General features: G+C 61.8%; 23 protein-coding genes and 1 tRNA gene. 16 read left to right on the top strand and 8 right to left on the bottom strand.

The features are described 5' to 3' along the window. The 3 genes from paaD to paaZ are packed head-to-tail and all read left to right on the top strand — an operon-like array spanning window position 1 to window position 3,611. A complete protein-coding gene (gene paaD / locus ABGM93_RS06775; protein ID WP_321504623.1) occupies window positions 1–486 on the top strand; it encodes a 1,2-phenylacetyl-CoA epoxidase subunit PaaD in 486 nt (161 codons plus the stop codon). Window position 487: 1 nt separating this feature from the next. Beyond that, on the top strand, window positions 488–1,564 hold the full coding sequence (locus ABGM93_RS06770) for a ferredoxin--NADP reductase (protein ID WP_321504621.1): 1,077 nt from the start codon (window positions 488–490) through the stop codon (window positions 1,562–1,564). A gap of 1 nt (window position 1,565) precedes the next feature. Further along, window positions 1,566–3,611: a phenylacetic acid degradation bifunctional protein PaaZ gene (gene paaZ, locus ABGM93_RS06765; protein ID WP_321504619.1), complete on the top strand. Its 2,046-nt coding sequence runs from the start codon at window positions 1,566–1,568 to the stop codon at window positions 3,609–3,611. A 111-nt stretch (window positions 3,612–3,722) separates the two neighbouring features. On the opposite strand, the gene ABGM93_RS06760 is transcribed toward paaZ, so the two are convergent. Further along, complete coding sequence (locus ABGM93_RS06760; protein ID WP_321504617.1) at window positions 3,723–5,210, bottom strand: UbiD family decarboxylase; 1,488 nt, start codon at window positions 5,208–5,210, stop codon at window positions 3,723–3,725. A gap of 115 nt (window positions 5,211–5,325) precedes the next feature. Here ABGM93_RS06760 and ABGM93_RS06755 point away from each other — a divergent pair, with 115 nt between their 5' ends. From ABGM93_RS06755 to ABGM93_RS06745, 3 genes are read left to right on the top strand one after another with little or no spacing between them, the layout of a single operon-like run. Beyond that, entirely contained in the window at window positions 5,326–5,898 is a 573-nt protein-coding gene (locus tag ABGM93_RS06755; RefSeq protein ID WP_319774102.1) for a lipid carrier, read from the top strand. A 3-nt stretch (window positions 5,899–5,901) separates the two neighbouring features. Further along, the gene (locus ABGM93_RS06750) at window positions 5,902–6,891 is read left to right on the top strand and encodes a peptidase U32 family protein (protein ID WP_321504612.1); all 990 of its coding nucleotides are present in this window, start codon (window positions 5,902–5,904) and stop codon (window positions 6,889–6,891) included. After that, the gene (locus ABGM93_RS06745; protein ID WP_321504610.1) at window positions 6,888–7,799 is read left to right on the top strand and encodes a U32 family peptidase; all 912 of its coding nucleotides are present in this window, start codon (window positions 6,888–6,890) and stop codon (window positions 7,797–7,799) included. Before ABGM93_RS06750 ends, ABGM93_RS06745 begins: the two co-directional genes overlap by 4 nt. A gap of 405 nt (window positions 7,800–8,204) precedes the next feature. Here the strand turns inward: ABGM93_RS06745 and ABGM93_RS06740 are convergent. After that, window positions 8,205–8,279: transfer RNA gene (locus tag ABGM93_RS06740), tRNA-Glu, on the bottom strand. A gap of 219 nt (window positions 8,280–8,498) precedes the next feature. After that, window positions 8,499–8,939: a VOC family protein gene (locus ABGM93_RS06735; protein ID WP_321504608.1), complete on the bottom strand. Its 441-nt coding sequence runs from the start codon at window positions 8,937–8,939 to the stop codon at window positions 8,499–8,501. Window positions 8,940–9,049: 110 nt separating this feature from the next. Between ABGM93_RS06735 and ABGM93_RS06730 the strand changes: the two genes are divergently transcribed. From ABGM93_RS06730 to tgt, 7 genes are all read left to right on the top strand, one after another. Beyond that, entirely contained in the window at window positions 9,050–9,808 is a 759-nt protein-coding gene (locus ABGM93_RS06730; protein WP_321504606.1) for a Sir2 family NAD-dependent protein deacetylase, read from the top strand. A 141-nt stretch (window positions 9,809–9,949) separates the two neighbouring features. Next, window positions 9,950–10,534, top strand: coding sequence for a cold-shock protein (locus tag ABGM93_RS06725; RefSeq protein WP_321504604.1), 585 nt, complete (start codon window positions 9,950–9,952; stop codon window positions 10,532–10,534). 910 nt (window positions 10,535–11,444) lie between these two features. Further along, window positions 11,445–11,942 (top strand): pantetheine-phosphate adenylyltransferase, encoded by a 498-nt coding sequence (gene coaD / locus ABGM93_RS06720; RefSeq protein ID WP_321504602.1) that lies wholly within the window; start codon window positions 11,445–11,447, stop codon window positions 11,940–11,942. Between the two features lie 108 nt (window positions 11,943–12,050). Continuing rightward, a complete protein-coding gene (locus ABGM93_RS06715) occupies window positions 12,051–12,548 on the top strand; it encodes a peptidylprolyl isomerase (protein ID WP_321338173.1) in 498 nt (165 codons plus the stop codon). Window positions 12,549–12,611: 63 nt separating this feature from the next. Further along, on the top strand, window positions 12,612–13,076 hold the full coding sequence (locus tag ABGM93_RS06710) for a peptidylprolyl isomerase (RefSeq protein WP_319774258.1): 465 nt from the start codon (window positions 12,612–12,614) through the stop codon (window positions 13,074–13,076). A 173-nt stretch (window positions 13,077–13,249) separates the two neighbouring features. Beyond that, window positions 13,250–14,338, top strand: coding sequence for a tRNA preQ1(34) S-adenosylmethionine ribosyltransferase-isomerase QueA (gene queA / locus ABGM93_RS06705; protein ID WP_321504601.1), 1,089 nt, complete (start codon window positions 13,250–13,252; stop codon window positions 14,336–14,338). Then, window positions 14,335–15,480 carry a tRNA guanosine(34) transglycosylase Tgt gene (tgt, locus tag ABGM93_RS06700; RefSeq protein ID WP_321504599.1) on the top strand — a complete coding sequence of 382 codons (1,146 nt, stop codon included), beginning with the start codon at window positions 14,335–14,337 and terminating at the stop codon, window positions 15,478–15,480. Before queA ends, tgt begins: the two co-directional genes overlap by 4 nt. Window positions 15,481–15,509: 29 nt before the next feature. Here the strand turns inward: tgt and ABGM93_RS06695 are convergent, their stop codons facing one another. From ABGM93_RS06695 to ABGM93_RS06685, 3 genes are all read right to left on the bottom strand, one after another. After that, entirely contained in the window at window positions 15,510–16,811 is a 1,302-nt protein-coding gene (locus ABGM93_RS06695; protein ID WP_321504597.1) for a nucleotide sugar dehydrogenase, read from the bottom strand. Continuing rightward, entirely contained in the window at window positions 16,801–17,808 is a 1,008-nt protein-coding gene (locus ABGM93_RS06690) for an NAD-dependent epimerase (protein ID WP_321504595.1), read from the bottom strand. Before ABGM93_RS06690 ends, ABGM93_RS06695 begins: the two co-directional genes overlap by 11 nt. 143 nt (window positions 17,809–17,951) lie before the next feature. After that, window positions 17,952–18,737 carry an ABC transporter permease gene (locus ABGM93_RS06685; RefSeq protein WP_321504593.1) on the bottom strand — a complete coding sequence of 262 codons (786 nt, stop codon included), beginning with the start codon at window positions 18,735–18,737 and terminating at the stop codon, window positions 17,952–17,954. 245 nt (window positions 18,738–18,982) lie between these two features. On the opposite strand from ABGM93_RS06685, the gene kdsA reads away from it, so the two are divergent. The 3 genes from kdsA (at window position 18,983) to eno (ending at window position 22,652) form a co-directional block, all read left to right on the top strand. Continuing rightward, window positions 18,983–19,834, top strand: a complete 852-nt coding sequence (gene kdsA / locus ABGM93_RS06680) for a 3-deoxy-8-phosphooctulonate synthase (protein WP_321504591.1) — start codon at window positions 18,983–18,985, stop codon at window positions 19,832–19,834. Between the two features lie 82 nt (window positions 19,835–19,916). Then, window positions 19,917–21,239: a UDP-glucose/GDP-mannose dehydrogenase family protein gene (locus tag ABGM93_RS06675; RefSeq protein WP_321504589.1), complete on the top strand. Its 1,323-nt coding sequence runs from the start codon at window positions 19,917–19,919 to the stop codon at window positions 21,237–21,239. 138 nt (window positions 21,240–21,377) lie between these two features. Further along, window positions 21,378–22,652 carry a phosphopyruvate hydratase gene (gene eno / locus ABGM93_RS06670; protein WP_321504587.1) on the top strand — a complete coding sequence of 425 codons (1,275 nt, stop codon included), beginning with the start codon at window positions 21,378–21,380 and terminating at the stop codon, window positions 22,650–22,652. A gap of 123 nt (window positions 22,653–22,775) precedes the next feature. Here eno and ABGM93_RS06665 read toward each other — a convergent pair whose 3' ends face one another. Next, window positions 22,776–23,498, bottom strand: coding sequence for a DsbA family oxidoreductase (locus ABGM93_RS06665; RefSeq protein WP_321504585.1), 723 nt, complete (start codon window positions 23,496–23,498; stop codon window positions 22,776–22,778). Window positions 23,499–23,796: 298 nt separating this feature from the next. Next, window positions 23,797–25,068 carry a hypothetical protein gene (locus ABGM93_RS06660; RefSeq protein ID WP_321504583.1) on the bottom strand — a complete coding sequence of 424 codons (1,272 nt, stop codon included), beginning with the start codon at window positions 25,066–25,068 and terminating at the stop codon, window positions 23,797–23,799. Between the last annotated feature and the right edge of the window lie 131 nt (window positions 25,069–25,199).

Below are 25,199 nucleotides of genomic sequence, written 5' to 3'. Positions count from 1 at the left end.
ATGCAGCCCGCAACAGACATAGTCTGGTCCTGGCTCGGAGAGATTCCGGACCCGGAAATCCCGGCGATCTCGCTGGCCGATCTCGGCATCATCCGCGATGTCGGCTACGAGGACGACAAGCTGGTGGTCACGGTCACGCCCACCTATTCCGGCTGCCCGGCGACCTCCGTCATCGCACTCGATATCGAGACCGCGCTTTTGAAGCGCGGGGCGGAGAAGGTGGAGATCCGCCAGCAGCTGTCGCCTGCCTGGACGACCGACTGGATCAGTGCCGAGGGGCGCGAGAAGCTTCGCGCCTATGGCATCGCCCCGCCCGCGGTCGCGGCGGCCAACTGCGCCGGAATGCTGAAAGCGCAGCACGTGGTCTGTCCGCATTGCGGGTCCGATGACACCGTAAACATAAGTCCGCGCGGTTCCACACCCTGCAAGGCGCAGTTTCGCTGCAACGCCTGCATGGAACCCTTCGACTACTTCAAGGCGATCTGAGATGAGCGATTTCTATCCCCTGACCGTCACCGACGTCGCCCACGATACACGCGACGCCGTCGTGCTCACGCTGGCTCCAAGGCCCGAGGACGTTGACCGTTTTCACTTCACGCCCGGCCAGTACCTGACCTTCCGCAAGGATTTCGACGGCGAGGAACTGCGCCGCAGCTATTCCATTTGCGCAGGCCTCGGTGAGGGGGTCCTCAAGGTCGGCATCAAGCGCGTGGGCGGCGGTGCGTTCTCAAGCTTTGCCAAGTCCGACATTCATGTCGGCGACACGCTGGAAGCCATGCCCCCGCAAGGGCGCTTCGGGGTGACCGCGGGCACCGATGGGCACTGTTATATCGGCTTTGCCGCAGGCTCCGGCATCACGCCGATCCTGTCCATCGTGAAGTCGATCCTGGAAGGCGATGCCAATGCCGAATTCACTCTTGTCTACGGCAACCGTTCCGCCTCGCAGGTCATGTTCCGCTCCGAACTCGGCGACCTGAAGGACCGGTATCTTGCCCGCTTCAACGTGGTGCACATTTTTTCCGGCGAGGCGCAGGAGATCGAGCTCTTCTCCGGTCGCATCGATAAGGACAAGTGCAAGGCGCTGTTCGGGTCATGGGTGCAGCCGGAAGACGCGGAGCTTGCTTTCATCTGCGGCCCGCAGGGCATGATGGAAGGCGTTTCCGAGGCGCTTCAGGAAGCCGGTATGGCCAAGGAGCGCATCAAGTTCGAGCTCTTCGGGGCTGCCCAGCCGGGCCGCGCCAAGCGTCAGGCCGATGCCGACGCCGCGCGCGCTGCCGGTGACATGGTCAAGGCGACCATCATCATCGACGGCACACCGCACAGCTTTGAGATGCCGCGCAAGGGCCAGTCCGTTCTGGAGGCCGCGCGCGAGCATGACATCGATGCTCCGCATTCCTGCTGCAACGGCGTGTGCTCCACCTGTATGGCGCGGGTGAAGTCCGGCGAGGTGGAAATGGCGCAGAACTTCGCACTGGAGGATTACGAGGTGGAACGCGGTGTCGTCCTCACCTGCCAGTCCTATCCGGTAACCGATGAAATCACGATTGAATACGAAGGACACTGACATGCTCGAACGCAGCGAGCCGGTTCGGCTTGGGAGTTATCTCGCAGGCCGCTGGCAGGAGGGCGCTGGCGAGGGGAGCCTGGTCAATGATGCCGCGACCGGTCGCCCGGTCGCCCGTCTGACGACGTCCGGCATCGACATGAAGGAAGCGCTCGACTATGGCCGCAAGGTGGGGTCTCCCGCCCTACGCGCCCTGCGCATCCACGAGCGCGCCTTGATGATGAAGGCCATCGGCTTGAAGCTTCTGGAGATGAAGGAGGAGTTCTACGAGCTTTCCTCCGCAACGGGCGCGACCCGTTCCGACAGCTGGGTCGATATCGAAGGCGGCATCGGCACCATGCTGAGCTACGCTTCGCTGGGCCGCCGCGAACTGCCGAACGGCTTCGTCATTCCTGACGGCAAGCCTGAAATCCTGTCCAAGGACGGCAGCTTCATCGGTCAGCACATCTTCACCCCGCTGGAAGGCGTGGCGATCCACATCAACGCCTTCAACTTTCCCGTCTGGGGCATGCTTGAAAAGCTTGGCCCGACCTGGCTTGCCGGCATGCCGGCCATCGTGAAGCCCGCCAGCCAGACGGCATATCTGACCGAACTGGTGGTGCGCCGCATTCTGGAAACGGGGCTCCTGCCGGAAGGCGCGCTGCAGCTTGTCTGTGGCTCCACGGGCGATCTGCTCGATCACGTCACCTGTCAGGACGTGGTGACCTTCACCGGATCGGCTGCGACCGCGCGCAAACTGCGCCAGACGCCCGCCATCGTGGAGAACTCGGTTCGTTTCACCGCGGAGGCCGACAGCCTGAACGCCTCCATCCTTGCGCCCGATGCGGTGCCGGGCACGGAGGAGTTCGATCTTTACGTTAAGGAAGTCCATCGCGAAATGACGGCGAAGGCGGGCCAGAAATGCACGGCCATCCGCCGCGCCATCGTGCCTGCCGCGCATCTCGACGCGGTTGTCGAGGCGTTGCGTGCGCGCATCGCCAAGACGACGATCGGCGATCCTGCGGACAAGGACACCCGCATGGGCCCACTCGCCTCCATGGCGCAGCTTGAGGACGTGCGCGGCGCGGTTCACAAGCTCGCCACGGAAGCCGAGATTGTCGTCGGTAATCCCGATGAGCCGCCGGTGGAAGGCGGGGCCTTCATCGCGCCGTGCCTGCTGGTCTGCAAGGATCCGATGACGGCGACCATCCCGCACGAGGTGGAAGCCTTCGGTCCGGTCTGCACGCTCATGCCCTATGAGAGCCTTGAGGATGCGGTTGCGATCGCCAATCGCGGCTCCGGTTCGCTGGTGGCGTCGGTTTTCACCAACGATCCGGCCAACGCCAAGGCGCTGGGCCTTGGCATCGCCAAGCTTCATGGTCGCGTGATGTTTGGCAACCGCGGGTCGGCGAAAACCTCTACTGGACACGGCTCGCCGCTCGCACAACTTGTGCATGGCGGTCCGGGGCGTGCGGGCGGTGGCGAGGAGCTTGGCGGCATCCGTGCCGTCTTCCATTTCATGCAGCGTACCGCGCTTCAGGGAACGCCGGATCTTCTCACCGCCGTTGCGGGCAAGTGGATGCCGGGAGCTGCGCGCAACACCGAAGGCCCGCATCCCTTCCGCAAGTCGCTGGCCGAACTGGAACTTGGCGACACGATCGTCACCGAGAGCCGCGTGGTGACGCTTGAGGACATCGAGCATTTCGCCGAATTCACCGGCGACACGTTCTACGCCCACATGGATCAGGCGGCCGCAGAGCGGAACCCGTTCTTCGACGGTCGCGTGGCGCATGGCTACCTGATCGTTTCCTTTGCGGCGGGTCTCTTCGTGCAGCCGGACGAGGGCCCGGTTCTGGCGAATTACGGCGTCGACAACCTGCGTTTCATGGCGCCGGTCTACGCGGGCAACGCGCTTCAGGTGCAATTGACGGCCAAGCAGATCACCGTCCGCGAGAGCGAGGATTACGGTGAAGTCCGCTGGGACTGCACCGTAACCCGCGACGGCGGCGAGGTGGTCGCTCAGTACGACGTGCTGACCATGGTGGCGAAGAGCTGGCCGATGGCCTGAGCCTGCGGGTCCGACTAACCGAAGGAATGAAGGGGTGGCATCCTGCGAATGCCGCCCCTTTTCTATGGGGTGAGGGGCGTTTCGAGGGGGTGGCCGAACCCCATCCGACACTCACTTCTCGGGAAACAGCTCGCCCCAGCGTTCCTCGACGCGCTTGACGACGTCCTTGTCCATCTTCAGCATCTCGCCCCACGCGCGATCCGTTTCGCTGCCGATCTTGCGGGTGGCATCAATCCCGAGCTTGCCGCCGAGACCCTCCAGCACCGAGGCGAAATCCAGGTGGTCGATGGGCGTGCGGTCCACCGTCATCAGATCGCGCGAAGGGTCCATGCGGGTTGCCACCGCCCACATCACGTCGTCCCATGAGCGGATGTCGATGTCGTCGTCCACCACGATCAGAAGCTTGGTCATGGTGAATTGCGGCAGGAGCGACCAGAGCCCCATCATCACGCGCCGCGCCTGGCCGGCATAACGCTTGTCGATGGCCAGAACCGCGATGCGATAGGAACAGGCTTCCGGGGGGAGCCACAGGTCCTTGATCTCCGGAATGTCCTTCTTGAGGAGCGGTAGGAAGATCTCCGCCATCGCTTCCGCCATGACGGACGGCTCGTCCGGTGCGCGGCCCGTAAACGTCGTCAGATAGGACGCGCCTTCCCGGAAGCGGATGTGGCGCAGCTTGAAGACGGGATAGGGCTCGGCGGCGTTGTAATAGCCGGTGTGATCGCCGAAGGGCCCCTCCATGGCGGTCTCGGTATGGGAAACCGTTCCCTCCAGAACGATCTCCGCTTCCGCAGGCACGTGCAGCGGAATGGTCTTGCAGGGCACAAGCTGGGCGCGCTGGCCGCCCAGTATGCCTGAGAGCGCAAACTCGCTGATGCCTTCCGGCGCGGGCATGACGGCGGACAGGATGGTCGACGGGGCCGCGCCAATGACAATGGCCGCAGGCGTTTCCTCGCCCGTCTTCGCCCATTGCGCATGATGGCCCGCGCCGCCGCGCATGGAGAGCCAGCGCATGATCGCGCGGTCCTTTTCCAGAACCTGCATGCGGTAGACGCCCAGATTGTACCGCGCCGGGTCGTCCTTGCCCGGCGGACGGGTCACGATGAGTGGCCACGAGATCAGCGGACCCGCATCTCCCGGCCAGCAGGTCTGGATCGGAAGCAGGCTCAAATCAGGGGGAAACTCCACCTGCGGCACCGTGTCGCGCACCACTTTCGGGCGCGATTTGAGGGCCGCTTTGGCGGCTGGAAACAGCGCTTGTGCCTCACGCAATGAGGCGGGCGGGGTTGGCGAACGCATCCAGGCCATCATCTCGCCCAGTGCGGTAAGCCCTTGCACGTCCGTGCCCATGCCCATGGCGACGCGTTCCTGCGTTCCGAACAGGTTGGCGATAACGGGAACCGGCGAGATTTGGCCGCAAACCTGCGGCTTGGCGAAGCGCAGGACAGGGCCCCCCGCCTTGATCACACGGCGATGTATCTCGGTCGCTTCAAGCGCCATGTCCACGGGCGCATCAATTGTCCGGACATCTCCGCGGTCGTCCAGATGCCTGATAAAACTGCGCAGATCGGGGAAGGGAGGAAGGCTGCGTCTGTGCATGTAATGGGGTCCCAGATTCGAGGCGACCCTGCCTTATCGCAATTGAAATCGCTTTGCGATGGCGCATTTACACCCTCCCGGTAGGGCATTATCGCAAGGGCGACAGGAGAGTCGTATGCTCGATAATCAATCGCCTGAGTTGCCGCGTCCGTTCCGCAGGCTCGCCGCAGCTCTTCCCTCATGGCCGCTCGAAATGGTTCTGACGCGGGCCTTGCGCTCGCTTGCCGAGCGTCGCCCGGAGCTTTTCGAACGCCTCGGCGTCCATTCGCGATGCACCTTCATCGTACGTCCCACCGATCTCGATTACGCCTTTTCCGTCGTGCCGCATCGCTGGCGGGGAGGGGTGAAACTGGTGCTGCCGCAGACCCGCGGCGACGTTTATATCGAAGGTCCGCTTCTCAGCCTTCTGGGGCTGCTCGACGGGTCGCTGGATGGTGATGCGCTTTTCTTCAATCGCGTGATCTCCGTGCGCGGTCGCACCGATGCGCTTCTGGCCCTGCGCAACGCAATCGAAGAGGCCGAACTGCGTCCTTCCGATCTGCTCGGCGTCAGCGGCAAGGCGGGCCAATACGCCGATGCCGGTGTTCTGCGCGCCATCGCGATGCTTCAACGCATGGCGAGCCGTGACGGGGCTGGCGATGCGACTTCTGAACCGAACGATCTTCCTCCCCATCCTGCCGGAGCCTGATACATGGCCTTAGAACTCGTTTGCCCTGCCGGCACGCCGTCCGCGTTGCGTGCGGCGGTGGATGCCGGTGCGCATGCGGTCTATTGCGGCTTTGCTGACGAGACCAATGCGCGGAACTTTCCAGGACTGAATTTTTCGCCTGCAGAAATGGCCAAGGGCGTTCAATACGCTCACGACCATGGCGCGAAAGTGCTGGTCGCCATCAACACTTTCCCCAAGGCGGATTCCTTTGCGCCCTGGGCAAAGGCACTGGCCGTTGCCGAAGAAGCCAGAGCCGATGCGGTGATTGTCGCCGACATGGCCGTGCTGGATCACGCGGCCAACAAACATCCGGGCCTGCGCCTGCATCTGTCGGTCCAGGCTGCCGCCAACACGCCGGAAGCGATCGATTTCTACGCCCGCACCTTCGGCGTGAAGCGTGTGGTCATGCCGCGCGTCCTTTCGGTGGAGGAAATTGCCAAGCTCAATGCCGAGATCGACGTTGAGACGGAAGCTTTCGTCTTCGGCGGGCTTTGCCCGATGACCGAAGGCCGGTGTGCTCTGTCCTCCTATGCGACCGGCCGCTCGCCGAACCTGTCGGGCGTGTGTTCGCCTCCCGAGCATGTCGAATATGTGGAAGATGCCGAGGGGACGACCGTGAAGCTTGCGGGCTTCACTATCGACCGTTTCGCGCGCGATGAGGCCGCGGGCTACCCGACGCTGTGCAAGGGCAGCTTCAAGGCCGGGGGCAAGACCTGTCACCTGTTTGAAGATCCCGTCAGCCTCAATGCCGCCGGTCTGCTCGGTCGTCTGGCCGACGCGGGGGTGATCGCCTTTAAGATCGAGGGCCGTCAGCGCGGCAAGGGCTATGTCGCGGAGGTGGTCCGCACATTCCGCGCCGCCGTTGATGCGCTGGAAGCTGGCCGTGATCCGGTGGAGGCCGAACGCATTCTGGCGGGCCTCGTTGAGGGCGGACGTCAAACCTCGGGCGCATACCGGAAGCAGTGGAGATGAGCGAGATGAAGTCTTTTGGTCTCACGCTGGGCCCGGTTCTGTTCAACTGGAGCGAAGAGCGTCTGCGCGAATTCTACGCTGGGATCGCGGAAAGCTCTGCCTATGACCGCGTGCATCTGGGCGAGGTCGTGTGCGGCAAGCGCATGCCCTTCACAGACCGCGTCTGGCCGGATCTGATCGAGATGCTGGAAGCGGCGGGCAAGGAGGTCGTGGTCTCTGCCTTGGCGCTTCCCGCCACCAAGCGGGAGCGCAAGAGCGTTCTGGCCATCTGCGAAGACGACGACCGTCTTGTGGAGATCAACGATGTCACGGCGCTCTCCGGTCGCGCCGGTAAGCCCTTCGTCGTTGGTCCGCTGGTGAATGTCTATAATGAGGGAACCGTCCGCGTGATGGCGTCACGCGGGGCGCGTACGATCTGCCTGCCGGTGGAGTTGCCCATGGCAACAGTCTCCGCCATGGCGAAAGCATGCCCTGAGGTGGAATTCGAGGCCTTCGCCTTCGGACGCTTGCCGCTGGCCCTCTCAAGCCGTTGCTATCACGCACGCTTGCACGGCCTTCACAAGGATTCCTGCCGTTTCATCTGCGATCAGGATCCGGACGGGCTCGATGTGGAAACCATTGACGGTCAGCCCTTCCTCGCCGCCAATGGCATCCAGACCATGTCGCATGGTGTGCAGGCCTATGTGCCGAACCGCGAGGATATGGAGGCCTCGGGGCTGTCCCGCCTGCGCGTCTCCCCGCACACCTTCGACATGATTTCGGTCGGCGAGACCTATCGTGCGTTGCTCGATGGCGAGATCGCGCCGGAACAAGCGCTCGAATACCTGCGCGCCCTCGATCTGCCGGGCGAACTCGTGGACGGTTATTGCACAGGCGCTGCGGGCCACGAGGCGGTGAATTGCGCCTGAGCGGGGCGAACGTATTAGATGCCACATGCGCCTCTCGCGAGCCTTCGCGGGAGGCGTTTTCGTTTGTGGGGCAGGGGAGGTTTGAGAATGTGGCCGATCCTTCGAGACGCGGTCTTGCGACCGCTCCTCAGGATGACGTTGTGGGGTGTGGCGGGCATCCAGAAGAGCTACCGTCCCGGAACCATCAGCCCGGAACCATCAACACGATAACGTCATCCTGAGGAGCCTGCGTCAGCAGGCGTCTCGAAGGATATGCCGCACGTTCCAAGAACGTCGCCCCCATACACACTCCGACGCCCAAACGAACGCAGAGACAGCCCCCCACGCGCAAACGCAAAAACGCGCGATCAATGCGGTCTGCATTGCGCGAAACGAAAGCTGACATGTCGGGAGAAAAAGAGAGGGTGGTACGCCCAAGGGGAATCGAACCCCTGTTTCCGCCGTGAAAGGGCGGCGTCCTAACCGCTAGACGATGGGCGCCCAAGAACCGCGTCGTCCGCGGCTTGTGGGCGGGTTTATAGTGAGGTTTTTCTGTCCCCGCAAGGGGTGTCTCGCTTTCCGGTCAATCTTTTCCAAAGGCTCTGGATAACTCGCCAGAAGTCGCAGAAAAGCTTGGGTTCGGGAGGGTGGAGCCCGGTCGTCATAAACGACCGGGTTGTAGGCTTTTATCGAAAAGTCGCTTTTGGCGCGGCTTTATCGTCACCACTCGCCGGTGTTTTCCATCGACGCCCACGGTTCCTGAGCGGGCAGTGAATCGCCCTTTTGCAGAAGCTCGATGGAAATGTTGTCCGGCGAGCGGATGAAGGCCATGCGTCCGTCGCGCGGCGGACGGTTGATGGTGACACCCGCTTTCATGAGGCGGTTGCAGGTCTCGTAGATATCGTCGACCTCATAAGCCAGGTGTCCGAAGTTGCGCCCGCCGGTATAGGTTTCCGGGTCCCAGTTGTAGGTGAGCTCCAGCAACGGCGCGGAATGGCTGCGCCCGGAGGCCTCGTCGCCGGGGGCGGCAAGGAAGATGAGCGTGAAGCGGCCGGCTTCGCTTTCCTTACGATTGACCTCCTTCAGTCCAAACTTGTTGCAGTAGAAATCCAGTGCCGCGTCGATATCGGCAATACGAACCATTGTGTGAAGATACCGCATGTGGGCTCTCTTGATCTGGAATGACATTAGGTCGATGACTGTGCCCTTGAGCCGGGACGGTCATGATGAATCCGTCCGACTGTGGAAGCCTGGGGCGCGAAGTTCAAGATATGACAGTCGTAACCGACATCAATGCCGGTCGGGAAAGCTTGTCCCGATTGATCGAGGAAAGCCGCCGTTGCGTGGTCTTTACGGGCGCAGGCATCTCGACCGAATCCGGTATTCCCGACTTCCGCAGTCCCGGCGGGATCTGGACGCGCAAAAAGGAAATCCAGTTCGATGAATTCGTCTCTGACGAGGCAACGCGGCTGGAGGACTGGGATCGTCGTTTCGAGATGAACGAGCAGTTCGACGCGGCCGAACCCAATGCCGGACACATCGCCATCGCCAGGTTGCAGCAGCAACACAAGGTGATGGCCGTGATCACCCAGAATATCGACGGCCTGCACCAGCGTTCCGGCTGCACGCCCGAGCGGGTGGTGGAGCTTCATGGCAACGCGACATACGGCGCCTGCCTCGAATGCGAGGCGCGTCAGGAGCTGGGCGTTGTTCGCACACGGATCGAGCAAACAGGGCAGTCTCCGCGCTGCGACGATTGCGGCGGACTGGTCAAGTCCGCGGTCATCAATTTCGGTCAGGCAATGCCTGTGGATGAGATGCAGAAGGCCTTGATGCTCTCAGAGACCTGCGATCTCTTTCTTGTGGCCGGTTCTTCTCTTCAGGTTCAGCCAGCGGCATCGTTACCGGTGATTGCCGCCAGGCAGGGCGCACACCTCGTGATTATCAATCGCGATCCGACCCCGCTTGATGACGTTGCGGAGCTTGTATTGCGGGGCAGTATAGGAGCATTTCTTGGGGGAATTGCGTGATTTGACGTATTGAGTGGGAGAAATTTGCGATTTTTTCACGATTTGCGCTGGCAGTTCGGGCGCTGAATGCTATCCTTTGATCTCGGAATCAGTGCGCCAGCGTACTTGTGTGGTGTGGATTGGATACGGGGCGGAGATCAAATGGGGGTCAAGCTAGTTTCGGACTTGAGTCCATTTGAAGATCGGACGGAACTTGACGATTCTGCCGTCGATGTCCGTGAGATCGCAGGGACCATCAAGTGGTTTGATGTCGGTAAGGGGTATGGTTTCATTGTACCCGACGATGGCGGTGCGGATGTTCTTCTCCACGTCACCTGCCTGAGGCGCGACGGCTTTCAGACTGCTTACGAGGGCGCGCGCGTCGTTTGCGAGGTTCTCGACCGTCCCAAGGGGCTGCAGGCGTTTCGCGTGCTGTCCATGGACGAATCCACGGCCGTTCATCCTTCCCAGCTTCCCCCCTCGCGCACCCATGTGCAGGTGACGCCCGACGGTGGCTTCGAGCGTGCCATGGTGAAGTGGTTCAATCGGATAAAGGGCTACGGCTTCCTGACCCGCGGGGATGGGACGCCGGATATCTTCGTCCATATGGAAACGCTGCGCCGCTTTGGCATCGCCGAACTGCGTCCCGGTCAGACCGTCATGGTTCGTTTCGGCGAGGGTCCCAAGGGGCTGATGGTCGCCGAGATCCGGCCGGAGAGCGGTGGGCACATACCTCAGTCGCATTGATCGCGATTGTGCCTAATTAGGCATTTCACAATTGAATGTGGATCAGGCCGGGCGGTGCTCCGGCCTTTTTTGTGCGCAGTCCGAGTGGCGCAGCGGGTTTGCGGCCTCTTCTTGGAAGTGTGTGCGCTCGCGTTCTTGGCTGTGTCGACCCGGCCTTGGGAAGGGAGGGGGGCACCCCAAACAAAATGCGGCGACATGCCGGGGAAACATGTCGCCGCTTGGGGTCAGGAAATCCACCGTTAAGGGACAGCGGATCACCGCTCAATCCGGCGCTTGACCAAGACGGTCGTGGTTGCGTCGGCTTGATAGGATGTGGTGTGGAAGTCCACACCGGGTTTCGTCCATGAGACGCGGCTGGCAAGGCTTTCGCAGCCACTTCCGACGTCTGAGACGACGCCGGACCCACAGGCAACTGAAAACTCCATCTGTAGGCGGTCGCCCTTGCTTATGGCGCCAGTCTCGGGGGCCGGAGGCTCACCGATGCCAGCGATAAGAAGAGCCGAGCTGCCTAGTACTGCTCCGACCGCCAGGATCCATGCTTTGCTCATTTTTATCGCCTCCCTGGCATGAAAGCAACTATACAACAAAAACTGCGCCCAACGAACATAAAAATATTGTGTGTTGCACAGAAGTCACTGTCAGATTTGGCGAGAAGTACCTGGGAGACGATGGAATCATTGGGGAATAGGCGTTCCAGGAATGGGCCATCCGGTTTCATGCGTATGAAAGGATCGTCTGTGGGAGACGTTGGAACCTCTGGGGTTGGCCAGCAAGAGGGGCGTTGCGGCCCGGTCTGTCGCAGGAGGCGCGCGCGTTCTGGGCAGGGGGAGGGAGGTGCCATAGGCGGGAACCTGTCAAAACGGGCATTTCCGATGTTGTTTCCGCGCGGAGAGGTCTTTAGAGAAGGAGCATGACACGCACCGCGCTTTATCCCGGCTCCTTCGACCCGGTCACGAACGGCCATATCGATATCCTGCGCCAGTCGCTTGCGCTGGCGGATCGCGTCGTTGTGGCCATAGGCATCCATCCCGGCAAGAAGCCGCTTTTTTCTCTTGAGGAGCGGCGTGAGATGATCCACACGGTGGCGCAGGAGAGCTTCGGCGCCGACGCCGCGCGCATCGAGGTCGTTGCCTTTGACAATCTCGTTGTGGAAGCGGCGCGCGCGCAAGGCGCGAGCTTGCTGATCCGCGGTCTGCGTGATGGAACGGATCTCGACTACGAAATGCAGATGGCGGGCACGAATGGTGCGATCGCGCCGGATGTGCATACGGTCTTTCTGCCGGCCTCGCCGACAGTGCGCCATATCGCTGCCACGCTTGTGCGCCAGATCGCAGGCATGGGTGGCGACGTCTCGCCCCTGGCGCCTGCGAGCGTCGTTCGCGAGCTTGCCCGCAAACTCGGCAACTGAGAGTGGGCCGACCGGACGCCTTGAAGCCAAACGGACAGGCGTCCGACGATTCTTAAACCAGGAGATTCCCACGTGCTTCGCAGCTTTATCTTTGCCGCCGCGCTTGCCATGGCATTCACCGGCGCCGTGCGTGCCCAGGACACCGACCCGGAAAACACGCTCATCCTTGAGCTGAAGGACGGACCGGTCGTCATCAAGATGCTTCCCGACGTTGCGCCCAAGCATGTGGCGCAGATCAAGAAGCTGGTGCGTCAGAAGTTTTATGACGGCATCGTCTTCCACCGCGTCATCAGCGGCTTCATGGCGCAGACGGGCGATCCGACCGGCACTGGCATGGGTGGTTCCGAGCTTCCCGACATTCCGGCCGAATTCTCCAAGGTTCCGTTTGAGCGCGGGACCGTGGGCATGGCCCGTTCGTCCAAGCCCGATAGCGCGAATTCGCAGTTCTTTATCATGTTCGCACCGGGTCATTTCCTGGATGGGAAATACACCGTATGGGGGGAGGTCGTCTCCGGTATGGAAAGTGTCGACAAGATCGCGCGCGGCGAGCCGCCCGCAAACCCCGACAAGATCATCAGCATGCGCGTTGAGGCCGACCTGAAATAAGGCCGACGCAGACAAACCGAGCCCGACCAACGGCATAATTGAGAGGATAAGGCTTTGGCCGACATCAAGGATCCTGAAAACACGCTGCTCATGGAAACCTCCAAGGGCCCCGTCGTCATCGAAATGCGCCCCGACCTTGCGCCCGGCCACGTCGCGCGCATCAAGGAGCTTGTTCGCGATGGCTTCTATGACGGCATCGTCTTCCATCGCGTGATCGATGGCTTCATGGCCCAGACCGGCTGCCCGCAGGGCCTCGGCACCGGCGGTTCCGGCAAGAAGCTGAAGGCGGAGTTCTCCTCCGAGCCGCATGTGCGTGGCACCGTCTCCATGGCCCGTGCCGCCGACCCCAATTCCGGCGACAGCCAGTTCTTCATCTGCTTTGCCGACAGCACCTGGCTGAACGGCCAGTACACGGTCTGGGGCAAGGTCATCGAAGGCATGGAAAACGTGGACCAGATCAAGCGCGGCGAGCCCGTGCGCGACCCGGACAATATCGTCTCCGTCAAGGTTGCGGCCGACGCCGCCTGAGGCTGAAAGCCATCCTTGCAGCGAGATCAAGCGGCGGCGCGGGGCATCCTCGCGCCGCCGCTTGCATGTTGACCGCCAGCCTCCCGAGGCTTAGACAGCGCCCTTGAACACTTTCCCCCAAATTCCGCCGTTGCGATGCGACGCCCCGGTTCAGGCCTCTGAAACGTGCCCCAATGCGTGTAGATGATTTTGACTTCGAGTTGCCCGAGGACCGCATCGCGCTGAGGCCCGCCCGCCCACGCGACAGCGCCCGCCAGCTCATCGTGCGCCCGGGCCATGATCCGGAACTGAGCGACGACACCGTCGCCAATCTGGTGAACCACCTCAGACCCGGTGATGCCCTGGTCTTCAACGACACCAAGGTGATCCCGGCGCAGCTTGAGGGAACGCGCGAGCGCGAGGGGAACATTGCGCGGATCGGTGTCACCCTGCATATGCGCGTTGCCGCCGACCGCTGGCGCGCCTTCGTGCGTCCCGCCAAGAAGCTGCGCGTCGGCGAAACGGTGCGCTTTGGAACGCAGGACGGGACCATGTGCGCGGCAGGGCAGCTCGACGCCAGAGTGGTTGAGAAGGGCGAGGCAGGCGAAGTGGAATTCGCCTTCGATCTTTCCGGCCCCGATCTCGACATCGCGATTGCCACATGCGGTCACATTCCTCTGCCGCCCTATATCGCCTCCAAGCGTGGCGAGGATGCGGAGGACCGCAAGGACTACCAGACCGTCTACGCCCGCCACGAAGGCGCGGTCGCGGCCCCCACAGGTGGGCTGCATTTCACAGATGACCTACTGTCCCGCCTGCGCGAAAACGGCATTGAGGAGCATTTCGTGACGCTCCATGTGGGCGCGGGCACGTTCCTGCCTGTCAAGGTCGATGATGTGGCCGACCATCGCATGCATTCGGAGCTTTGCGAGGTGGATGCGGCAACCGCCGATGCGTTGAACGCGGTGCGCGCGCGAGGCGGACGCATTGTTGCGGTCGGCACCACCAGCCTGCGGCTTCTGGAAAGCGCCGCCGGCGAGGATGGCATCATCCGGCCCTTTCACGCACCGACAGATATCTTCATCACGCCGGGCTACCGGTTCCGTGCGGTGGACATGCTGATGACCAACTTCCACCTGCCGCGTTCCACGCTGTTCATGCTTGTCTCCGCCTTCGCGGGCTTCGAGACCATGCACCGCGCCTATGCCCACGCCATTGCGACCGGATATCGCTTCTATTCCTATGGCGATTCTTCTTTGCTGTTCCCCGAGGTGACGAGATGACCTGCGATCCCTTTTCCTTTTCTCTCATCACCACCGACGGCAAGGCGCGGCGTGGCACGGTGAAGACCCCGCATGGCGAGGTGCGCACACCTGCCTTCATGCCCGTGGGCACGCAAGGAACCGTCAAGGCCATGTACCCGGAACAGGTACGCGAGCTTGGCGCCGACGTGGTGCTGGGGAATACCTATCACCTGATGCTGCGCCCGACCGCCGAACGCGTGGCGAAACTGGGTGGGCTGCACAAATTCATGAACTGGCCGCACACGATCCTGACCGACAGTGGCGGATTTCAGGTCATGTCCTTGGCCCAGATCCGAAAACTCACTGAGAAGGGCGTGACCTTCCAGAGCCATATCGACGGGTCTCGGCACGAGATGACGCCGGAACGGTCGGTCGAGATTCAGGGGCTGCTCGGCTCCGATATCCAGATGCAGCTCGACGAATGCCTGCGGCTTCCGGCAGATCGCAAGGAAGTTCAGCGCGCGATGGAACTGTCGCTGCGCTGGGCGGAGCGCTCGCGTGTGCAGTTCGAGAAGATGGGTGGTCCGGCCAAGGGGCAGGGGCTTTATGGCATCGTACAGGGCGGTGACGTGGCGGATCTTCGGGTGAAGTCAGCGCAAGAGCTGTCCGATATGCCGTTCGAGGGCTATTCCATCGGCGGACTGGCCGTGGGCGAGCCGCAGGACGTGATGCTGGCTATGCTCGACATCACCACTCCCGGACTTCCCCAGAACAAGCCGCGTTACCTGATGGGCGTCGGCACGCCGGACGATATCATCGAGTCGGTGGCGCGCGGCGTCGACATGTTCGATTGCGTCATGCCCACCCGCGCAGGCCGTCATGGCCTTGCCTATACGCGTTTTGGCAAGATCAACCTGAAGAACGCCCGCCACGCGGAGGATCACCGCGTTCTGGATGAGCTTTCTTCATGCCCGGCCGCCAACACCTATTCGCGCGCCTATCTGCACCATCTGGTGCGTGCGGGTGAGGGGCTGGCCGGCATGCTGCTGACCTGGAACAACCTGCATTACTATCAAAGCCTGATGCAGGGTATCCGGGACGCCATTGAGGCGGGGCGTTTCGAGGATTACAAGGCCGAGGTCAAGGAAGGCTGGGCCAAAGGCGATATGGCGGCTCTGTAGCCACCGCGCACCGAGCGACCCTTGTCGCGCTAGAGCCGCCAGAGCCGGACGTTCTGCGGTGTGTCTTCGCGGGGGAGCTTGGCCGGGATGTCCGCCACAACGCCGCCGGTTTCCTTCAGGAAGGAAGCGACCAGCGGCCAGTCGGCCCCGCTTTGCGAAAACGCCTTGTGCGGCACGGCCAGAACCACCGCATCCGCAGGCGCAGCTTCGGCGGCGGCCACCAGGCACAGGCCGTATTCTTCCCTTGTCTGCGCCGGATCCGCCATCGGGTCGATGACCTGAACCTTCGCGCCGAATTTCTCCAGCGCGCGAACGAGGTTCACCACCTTGGAGTTGCGGGTGTCGGGCACGTCTGCCTTGTAGGTGATGCCGAGGATCGTGACCGTGAGCGGTCCGGCAAGCCCGAGGCTTGCGGCTTCCTGAACGACGCTGGTGGCGACGAAGCCTGCCATGGATTCATTGATACCGCGCCCCGCGAGCACAACTTGCGGCGTATGTCCGATCGCCAACGCCTTGTGGGTCAGGTAGTAGGGGTCGACCCCGATGCAGTGGCCGCCGACGAGGCCGGGCTGGAAATTCAGGAAATTCCACTTCGTGCCAGCCGCTTCCAGCACGTCGCGCGTATCGATGCCGAGCGTATGAAAGACCACTGACAGCTCGTTCATGAGCGCAATGTTGAGGTCACGTTGGGTGTTCTCGATGACCTTTGCGGCTTCTGCCACGCGAATGGAGGGAGCCACATGGATCGGGGCCTCGATAACCGACCCGTAAAGCTCTTCCAGCGTTGCGGTGGCGGTGTCGGAGCTGGCCGAGACGATCTTGGAAATCGTCTTGAAATCCCGCATGGGGTCGCCGGGATTGATCCGTTCCGGCGAATAGCCGACCTCGAAATCCTGTCCGAGCCTCAGCCCGGAGCCTTTTTCCAGAAGCGGCACGACAACCTCTTCCGTGGCGCCGGGATAGACGGTCGATTCAAAGACCGCGATGGCGCCCGCCTTCAGATGCGGGGCAAGCGTTTTCGCCGCGGAGACAAGGGGGCGCAGGTCAGGCTGTTTCGCTCCGTCGATGGGGGTCGGCACGGCGACGATATGGATATCGACAGCGGCGAGATCCGAGGCGTCATCGGTGAAATGGAGATGAGGGCAGGCAATAGCCTCGCGCGGCACCGAGCCAGTGTGATCGTGACCTCGCTTGAGCTCGGAAATTCGACGGGCATCGATATCGAAGGCCGTCACATGGTAGCCGGACAGCGCAAAGGCTGCCGCGACCGGCAAGCCGACATAGCCGAGCCCGATGACGGAGATCTGGGGTTTGTTCTGATCAGACGCCATAATAGTCCCGATACCAGTCCACGAAAGCCTTCACACCGATTTCCACCGGGGTTGCGGGCTTGAAGCCTGTGGCGGCCTCCAGGTCGGTCGTGTCGGCCCATGTTGCGGCCACGTCGCCCGGCTGCATGGGCATGAGATTGCGGATCGCGGGTTTTCCCACCGCCTTCTCGATGGCGTCCAGATAATCGAGAAGCTGCACCGGCTGCGAATTGCCGATGTTGAAGATCCGATAGGGCGCGGAACTGGTCGCCAGATCCATCGTCTGCGGATCCCAGTCCTGGGCAGGTGTCGCAGGTTTGTCAGCGATCCGCACGATGCCCTCCACGATGTCATCCACGAAGGTGAAATCGCGCACCATGTCGCCGTTGTTGTAGAGGTCAACCGGCTCGTCCGCGAGGATCGCCTTGGTGAACTTGAACAGCGCCATGTCCGGGCGGCCCCAAGGGCCATAGACGGTGAAGAAACGCAGACCCGTCAGCGGAATGCGGAAGAGATGCGCATAGGAATGCGCCATCGCCTCGTTGGCCTTCTTGGTCGCCGCATAGAAGGAAACCGGATGATTGCCGCCGCGATGCGTGGACAGCGGCATGGCGCCGTCGAGCCCGAAGACGGAAGAGGTGGACGCGAAGACCACATGGCCCGTCTTGAAGGTGCGCGCGGCTTCCAGAATGGAGAGGAAGCCGGTGATGTTGGAATCAACATAGGTCTGAGGCGCTTCCAGCGAATAGCGTACGCCCGCTTGGGCGGCCAGATGGATGACCCGGTCGGGCTTGTGCTCCTCGAAAAGCGCCATCACCTTGTCGCGCTCTTCCAGCGAGATGCGCGCCTCGGTGAAGCGGTCATTGGCGGTGAGATGGGAAAGCCGTGTCTGCTTCAAGGTTGGATCATAATAGCTGTTGAGATTGTCGAGCCCGACAACCGTCTCGCCTGCCGCCAGAAGGCGTCTGGTCACGTGATATCCGATGAATCCGGCTGACCCGGTGACCAGTATGCTCATGAGAAACTCCCGCCTGAACAGGCATTGAATTGGATCGCGCGGCGCACGCGCGGGCGCGCCGGTGCGCGGGCGCTTGGCCCTGGCGCGCCTGCAGCTATGCCCAGTCTGGCACAAAAATCAACGGGTATGACGAGTTCGCAAGATCAATCGTCAAGCAGTTTGCGCCGAAAGAACCGCTCCAACGCAAGCGCTATGAACAGGCCACCGAAGGTCACAAGAAATACAAATTCCAGATCGACGAACTTGCTGGTGAATTCGCCATAAAGACCGGATCTGATCCATTCGATGCAATGCAGGATCGGGTTCCAGTAAAGGATATCCTGCGCGGCTTTCGGCATCGTTTCGATGGTATAGAAGATGCCGGACAGAATGAAGAGCGGCCGGGTGAGCACGCTCCACAGGTGCTCCCAGGTCTTGAAATACGAAAAGATAACCGCATTCACGATCCCGACATTGAACCCCATGATCCCCAAAAACACGAACGGGATAATGACATCAAGCCAGTCGGCTTTGAGCGAAACGCGGAATATAGCGCAATAGGCGCCGATGATGATGAAGAAGACGGTTATCTGCGTCAGAGTACTGAGAACGGTCCGAGAAACAAAGACATCAATCGGTTTGATGATCGGGAAATGCAGCAGGGGCTTGTTCTGTTTGACAGCCTTGGCGACGGAGCCGGAGACGGACTGATAGGTCGAGTAGGGCACAATGCCTGAGGTAAAGAAAACCAGGAAGCTGTCGCCGAGCGGCGGGACGTGCGAGCCCATGGCGAAAAAGACCATGGACATCATAGCGACCCAGCCCAGCGGTTCCAGGAGCGCCCAGGCGTAGCTGAGCTTTTCCTCACCGAACCTTGAGCGCATCTCGCGCAGGATCATGGAAAAAGTGTTCCGGGCAAAGATCTGAAGAGGAGATCCCAGATTGCTCATCGCCTAAATCCACCCGCTTTCCCGGTTCGTTTGCGCCCGATCATGTCCACATGAGCACCTTTGTCAGCGAAACGCGATCCTGCCGTGAGAATTCGTCGGATCCCGGCGGCGTTGTCAGAATGGCTCCCGACAGTTTACACCATGCGACGCGATGAATTGATAACCCATTTCGTCCTGCCATTGCGAAGTGGCGGGACGCGCGCTATCAGTCCGGTCAATGTCGCGCATGTTCACGATGCGCACTCATGAAAGGCAGACTTGTGACGCACTGCAATGCCATTGTCGAGACCGGATCGGTCCGTTTCTCGAACAGCCTCCCGCTGTCGCTCATCTGCGGCCCCTGTCAGATGGAGAGCCGCGACCATGCCCTTGAGATGGCGTCCGCGATCAAGGAAATCGCCGACAGTCTGGGAATGGGGGTCGTGTTCAAGGCCTCCTTCGACAAGGCGAACCGCACCAGCCTGACCGGTGCGCGCGGCATTGGGCTTGAAAAGGCGCTGCCGGTCTTTGCCGAAATCAAGGAAACGCTCGGCCTTCCGGTGCTCACGGATGTGCATGAGCCCGCCCAGTGCGCCGCGATCGCGGAAGTGGTCGATATCCTGCAGATCCCGGCCTTCCTTTGCCGCCAGACCGATCTTCTGGTCGCCGCCGCCGAGACCGGCCGTGTGATCAACGTCAAGAAGGGCCAGTTCCTGGCGCCCTGGGACATGCGCAACGTTGTGGCGAAGCTGGTCAATTCCGGCAATCCGAACGTGATGCAGACCGAGCGTGGCGCGAGCTTCGGTTACAATACGCTCGTCTCCGACATGCGCGCTCTGCCGATCATGGCGCAAAACATCGCACCGGTCATCTTCGATGCCACCCATTCCGTTCAGCAGCCGGGCGGTCAGGGATCCTCTTCCGGCGGTCAGCGTGAGTTCGTTTCGGTATTGGCCCGTGCGGCAACGGCTGTCGGCGTGGCGGGTGTCTTCATCGAGACCCATCAGGACCCGGACAATGCGCCCTCCGATGGGCCCAATATGGTGCCGCTGCACGATCTGAAGAGCCTTCTGGAAACGCTGAAGGCGATCGATACCGTGGCGAAAGCGGCGCTCTAGGCGCGGGCGGCTGCGCTCCACGACCCATTCCCGGCCCCGTTGACAAGGGCCTTGTTACTGACCCGATCCCCTGGGGGTTACGATGCGCGTAACGATGATTGGAACCGGCTATGTTGGCCTGGTTTCCGGTGTGTGCTTTTCCGAGTTCGGCTTTGATGTCACTTGTGTGGATATCGACGAAGCAAAGATTGCGATGCTCAACGAGCTGAAGTCGCCCATCTATGAACCGGGGCTCGATGACCTGATCGCGCGCAATCATGAAGCGGGCCATCTCACCTTCACCACTGATTTCGACAAGGCCGTCGCGGAAGCAGATGTGGTCTTTGTCGCCGTGGGCACCCCGTCGCGTCGCGGCGATGGCGAGGCGGATCTGAGCTATGTTTTTGATGCTGCCCGCCGCATCGCGCGCGTCATGCGTCCGGAAACGGTGGTTGTGATCAAGTCGACCGTGGTCGTCGGCACGTGCCGCAAGGTCCACGACATCATCGCCGCCGAGCGCCCCGGTGTTGCCTTCTCGATCTGCTCCAATCCGGAATTCCTGCGCGAAGGCTCGGCCATCGAGGACTTCATGCGTCCCGACCGCGTGATCGTCGGTGTCGAGGACGAGCGCGGCGAAAAGGCCATGCGCCATCTCTACCGTCCGCTCTATCTGCGCGAGACGCCCATCGTGATCACCACGCTGGAAAACGCGGAAATCACCAAATACGCCGCCAACGCCTTCCTTGCGATGAAGATCACGTTCATCAACGAGATCGCCAACCTGTGTGAGAGGGTGGGTGGCGATGTTCAGCAGGTCGCCAGCGGCATTGGCCTCGACAAGCGCATCGGTTCCAAGTTCCTGCATGCAGGGCCCGGCTATGGCGGATCCTGCTTTCCCAAAGACACCAGCGCCTTCGCCGCAACGGGCCGCAACAACGGCGCGCCGCAGCTTCTCGTGGAGGCGACGATCGCCGTCAACGAAGCCCGCAAGCGCGCCATGGCGGATCGTATCCTCGATGCGCTTGGCCCCAATCCCGCCGGCAAGACCGTGGGCATTCTGGGCATTGCCTTCAAGCCGAACACGGACGACGTTCGTGATGCGCCGAGCCTTGTAATCGTGCCGCGTCTTGTGGGCGCGGGGGTGCGGGTGCGCGCCCATGACCCCGAGGCGCGCGAACAGGCCGAACCGCTGCTGCCGGGCATGGAATGGTGCGATCAGCCCTATGAGGTGACCGAAGGGGCAGACGCCATTGCGGTGTTGACCGAGTGGAACATTTATCGCGGTCTCGACCTGAAGCGGATGGCTACGGCCATGTCCGGTGACACGATCGTCGATCTGCGCAACATCTACCGCCCGGAAGATGTGACCGAGGCCGGCCTCAGCTATGTCAGCGTCGGCAAGAAGGTTTACGGCGCGGACGCGTGAATTCCGGGGTTTTGAAACCCGGGGCTGGGCCTTGTCGCAGAGCCCGGTGATTACGATTTGGTGGGCCGGGAAACCCTGGCCCGCCCATTCATGCAAGAAGCCTGCGGCGCAAGCGCGGGCAATCAACGGGAGTGCTTCATGACTGCTATCATCGACATTACCGGTCGCGAGATCATCGACAGCCGCGGCAACCCGACCGTCGAGGTCGATGTTCTGCTGGAAGACGGAAGCAAGGGCCGTGCGGCGGTGCCCTCAGGCGCATCCACCGGCGTACATGAGGCGGTTGAACTGCGCGACGGCGAAGCCCGCTATCTCGGCAAGGGGGTGCGCAAGGCGGTCAACGCGGTCGACACGGAGATCTTCGAGGCGCTCGTCGGCATGGATGCCGAAAACCAGATCGCCATCGACCAGACCATGATCGAGCTCGACGGCACCGCCAACAAGGGGCGGTTCGGCGCGAACGCAATCCTTGGCGTATCCCTGGCGGTCGCCAAGGCGGCGGCCGAGGCCTGCGGCCTGCCGCTTTATCGCTATGTGGGCGGCGCGGGCGCGCGCATCCTGCCGGTGCCGATGATGAACATCATCAATGGCGGCGCGCATGCGGACAACCCGATCGACTTTCAGGAATTCATGATCATGCCGGTCGGCGCGGAGAGCATCGCCGAAGCCGTGCGTATGGGGTCGGAAGTCTTCCATACGCTCAAGAAGTCCCTGAAGGACGCCGGTCACAACACCAATGTGGGCGACGAGGGTGGCTTCGCGCCGGGCCTGGCGTCCGCCGACGAGGCGATCGGTTTCGTCCTGAAAGCCATCGAGAAGGCCGGCTACAAGCCGGGCGATGACATGTGCCTCGCTCTCGATCCGGCCTCCAGCGAGTTCTTCAAGGATGGCAAGTACCACCTCGACGGTGAGGGCAAGGTTCTGGCGCCGGAAGAAATGGCCCGCTACTACGCCGACCTCGTGGCCCGTTACCCGATCATCTCCATCGAGGACGGCATGGCCGAGGATGACTGGGAAGGCTGGAAGGCCCTGACCGACCTGATCGGCGACCGCTGCCAGCTCGTCGGAGACGATCTCTTCGTGACCAACTCCGCCCGCCTGCGTCAGGGCATCGAGAAAAGCGTCGCCAACTCCATCCTGATCAAGGTGAACCAGATCGGCTCGCTCAGCGAGACGCTGGACGCGGTTCATACCGCGCACACGGCGGGTTACTCCGCGGTCATGTCGCACCGCTCCGGCGAGACCGAGGACAGCACCATCGCCGACCTCGCGGTTGCCACCAATTGCGGTCAGATCAAGACGGGCTCGCTGGCGCGCTCCGACCGGCTTGCCAAGTACAACCAGCTCATCCGCATCGAGGAAGAGCTGGGCCCGCAGGCGGTGTTCGCAGGCCGCTCCGTGCGCAAGGCCTGATCGGCTCTGACTGAGGCGTTGGCCTCCTCAAAAACGGCCCCTGAATCAGATGGCCGGCGCACGAAGCGCCGGCCATTTTCTTTTTCCGGTGGTTTAAGCGTCGCGACTGTGGCCGGAACGCCGCTAGACGGTTGCGGGTTGGCGCGGGGGGCTCGCCTCAGCGTCTGTTTCCGGCACCGGATCCAGAGCTTGTCTTGCTTCGTTTCGCGCCTCGTCCGCCGCCTTTCGGATGATCGCGGCAAGGTCTTGAGAGCGCTGTGCGCCCATCACCGCATGTTGCCCGTTCACAATGAAGCAAGGGACGCCCGTCACACCGATCTGCTGGGCCGTTTCGATCTCCGCACGTGTCTCGGCCATGTCGGTATCGGTTTCAAGAAGGTGGGACACCAGCGCAGCGTCCATGCCGCAACCCCGGGCGATCGCGGCAAGGGTGGCGTTGTCGGTGAGATCCACGCCCTCGACGAAGTAGGCGTTGAAAAGCGCGTTGACCAGACGTTCCTGCACGTTGTCATGGAACGACCAGCGGATCAGGCGGTGGCAGTCGAGCGTATTGGGCGACAGCTTGATGCGGTCAAAGGCAAAAGCGATGCCCGCCTCGCGCCCGGCCTCGCAAATCCGGTCCAGAATGGCCTGTGCCCGGCTTTCACTGCCGAATTTGTCCGTGAGATAACGCGACCGGTCCTTGCCCTCGCGCGGCAGGGTGGGGTCTAGCTGAAAGGGGCGCCAGCGCACCATGACCGGCACCTGCGCAGCGGCGCGCGCCTCGTTGAGCCGCTTCATTCCGATAAAGCACCACGGACACATGATGTCCGAGATGACATCCACCACAACCGTTTCACTGTCCATGCCGGGTCTCCAATGGCATCTGTCAGGTCAGACCTGTTTCCTCCCGGCGTTACGATCCCCAGTTGCTCTTGGTTTATATTGCGAGAACCATTAGAGCCGTACAATTAGGGCAAATTTGTAACGCGCCAATGCTGGACGCGCATAAGCAAATCACAATCAGGCACACGCGTTCCCGAGCGGCCGAATATTCTCAATCTTACGTGGGGATTTCGCTGAGTGTTATTGCCGCGTTGTTGCAAAATACAATGTTGCGAAAAGGTTAGACGCAACCTGCAAGTTGAACCTGTGCAGAGGTAGCCTATGTGGGCGTGTTTACGGCGGAAAGCTTGGCGCTGGCATCGAGCCGCAGCGGCTTTTCTCCGATTTCCAGCGTAACCAGCGTGTTTCGCAGGACGGCGCTGAAGCGATTGATGGTGATCTCGCAATCCGTGCGGGGTGTTCCGGGAAAGACGGTGATGAGCCCGGTGCCGTCAACCAGCATCGCCAGATCCTCGATGCGCACCAGACGACGGATAATGCGAAGCGCGGGCTTTTCGAAGGTCATCTGCGGGCGCTGAACGTCCGAGACATCGTCCAGGGGAAAGATGGTCAACCGCCCGACCGTTAGCGGCTCATGCTCGCGCTGCGCCGAAGCCTTGGCGTGTTGAAGGTACTGTCGGAAGGCCTCCGCGGAGATCGTGCCATCTGCGCTTTCCAGTGCATCCTGACTGCGAAGGAGCATTTCCTGGGTCTGCCGCTCCATGCGGCGGGTGCGAATGCCCGCTGTCAGGCGCAGATAAAGGTCCGCGCGTGTCGAATGCAGGGTGAGAACGTCGTTGGCACGCGTCAGATAAGCTTCCCTGGTCGTCTCCCGGTCAAGCCCCTCGGTCAGAAGGATGATCGGCAGGTCGAAAAACGTCGGGTTGGCGCGGAGCAGCACAAGCGTGTCCATCGCCGCGTCATTGTCCTGATCAAGCACCACCATGTCGAACGAGCGCCAGCTCAGGTAGAGGTTCGCCATATCGGCGGTGAGCGCCGCGACGATCTGCATCTTGGAGCCGAGAACCGCCTCGATATGCGAGAAGTTGCCGCGCGTGCCCACCACCATAAGGCAGGGGCGGTTGTCGATCTGGCCGCCGGAAACCGGCATGACCGGGCGCGGGGGCTCTATGCCGAGATCCTTGAGCGCAGCCAGGCGAACGTCGCTTTCCCTCCTTCGGGCTTTCAGCCGTATGAGAGATCGGATCTGCGCCGTCACGGTTTCAGCGGGAACGGGATGTGTCAGGATTGCATCGGGGCGCAAGGCTTCGGGTTTGTCAAAGGAGACCGCGACAAGACAGATCAGCGGAATGTCGAGATCCGCCACGACGCGCTCCGTATCCTGGGTGAGGCGCACAAACTCCTCAACCGTCATCCCGGACCCATCGACGAGGATCGCCTGCACCCGAACTGCGCAGCGCAAAAGTTCGGCCAGTTCATCGACTTTGGTGAAGACATGCAGCGTTTCAACCCTGCCGCTCAGGTCTTCCCAGAAATCGTGATTTCTGGTGCTCGGCCCGCAAAGGGCGGCAACGGTGCCCGCTAGCGACATGTCTTGAAGCCTGTAATTTTCAACTGTCGGAGAGCTTGGCACGAGACGTTTAACGGAGACTAACGCGCAAACACGTAGGTCCGTTTATACTTAATAATGACAGATGCGGGAAACGGTCGTGACCGCCGGGC

The sequence above is a fragment of the Breoghania sp. genome, from assembly GCF_963674635.1.
Taxonomy (GTDB): domain Bacteria; phylum Pseudomonadota; class Alphaproteobacteria; order Rhizobiales; family Stappiaceae; genus Breoghania.
This window is presented reverse-complemented; position numbering and strand designations above follow the sequence as displayed.

Coding starts and splice junctions, on each gene's coding strand:
- ABGM93_RS06690 (WP_321504595.1), bottom strand. CDS start 17,808: ATGAGCATACTGGTCACCGGGTCAGCCGGATTCATCGGATATCACGTG.
- ABGM93_RS06770 (WP_321504621.1), top strand. CDS start 488: ATGAGCGATTTCTATCCCCTGACCGTCACCGACGTCGCCCACGATACA.
- eno (WP_321504587.1), top strand. CDS start 21,378: ATGACTGCTATCATCGACATTACCGGTCGCGAGATCATCGACAGCCGC.
- ABGM93_RS06725 (WP_321504604.1), top strand. CDS start 9,950: ATGGGGGTCAAGCTAGTTTCGGACTTGAGTCCATTTGAAGATCGGACG.
- ABGM93_RS06730 (WP_321504606.1), top strand. CDS start 9,050: ATGACAGTCGTAACCGACATCAATGCCGGTCGGGAAAGCTTGTCCCGA.
- paaZ (WP_321504619.1), top strand. CDS start 1,566: ATGCTCGAACGCAGCGAGCCGGTTCGGCTTGGGAGTTATCTCGCAGGC.
- coaD (WP_321504602.1), top strand. CDS start 11,445: ATGACACGCACCGCGCTTTATCCCGGCTCCTTCGACCCGGTCACGAAC.
- ABGM93_RS06685 (WP_321504593.1), bottom strand. CDS start 18,737: ATGAGCAATCTGGGATCTCCTCTTCAGATCTTTGCCCGGAACACTTTT.
- ABGM93_RS06745 (WP_321504610.1), top strand. CDS start 6,888: ATGAGCGAGATGAAGTCTTTTGGTCTCACGCTGGGCCCGGTTCTGTTC.
- ABGM93_RS06760 (WP_321504617.1), bottom strand. CDS start 5,210: ATGCACAGACGCAGCCTTCCTCCCTTCCCCGATCTGCGCAGTTTTATC.
- ABGM93_RS06695 (WP_321504597.1), bottom strand. CDS start 16,811: ATGGCGTCTGATCAGAACAAACCCCAGATCTCCGTCATCGGGCTCGGC.
- ABGM93_RS06735 (WP_321504608.1), bottom strand. CDS start 8,939: ATGCGGTATCTTCACACAATGGTTCGTATTGCCGATATCGACGCGGCA.
- kdsA (WP_321504591.1), top strand. CDS start 18,983: ATGAAAGGCAGACTTGTGACGCACTGCAATGCCATTGTCGAGACCGGA.
- ABGM93_RS06665 (WP_321504585.1), bottom strand. CDS start 23,498: ATGGACAGTGAAACGGTTGTGGTGGATGTCATCTCGGACATCATGTGT.
- ABGM93_RS06660 (WP_321504583.1), bottom strand. CDS start 25,068: ATGTCGCTAGCGGGCACCGTTGCCGCCCTTTGCGGGCCGAGCACCAGA.
- tgt (WP_321504599.1), top strand. CDS start 14,335: ATGACCTGCGATCCCTTTTCCTTTTCTCTCATCACCACCGACGGCAAG.
- paaD (WP_321504623.1), top strand. CDS start 1: ATGCAGCCCGCAACAGACATAGTCTGGTCCTGGCTCGGAGAGATTCCG.
- queA (WP_321504601.1), top strand. CDS start 13,250: ATGCGTGTAGATGATTTTGACTTCGAGTTGCCCGAGGACCGCATCGCG.
- ABGM93_RS06675 (WP_321504589.1), top strand. CDS start 19,917: ATGCGCGTAACGATGATTGGAACCGGCTATGTTGGCCTGGTTTCCGGT.
- ABGM93_RS06750 (WP_321504612.1), top strand. CDS start 5,902: ATGGCCTTAGAACTCGTTTGCCCTGCCGGCACGCCGTCCGCGTTGCGT.
- ABGM93_RS06755 (WP_319774102.1), top strand. CDS start 5,326: ATGCTCGATAATCAATCGCCTGAGTTGCCGCGTCCGTTCCGCAGGCTC.
- ABGM93_RS06715 (WP_321338173.1), top strand. CDS start 12,051: ATGGCATTCACCGGCGCCGTGCGTGCCCAGGACACCGACCCGGAAAAC.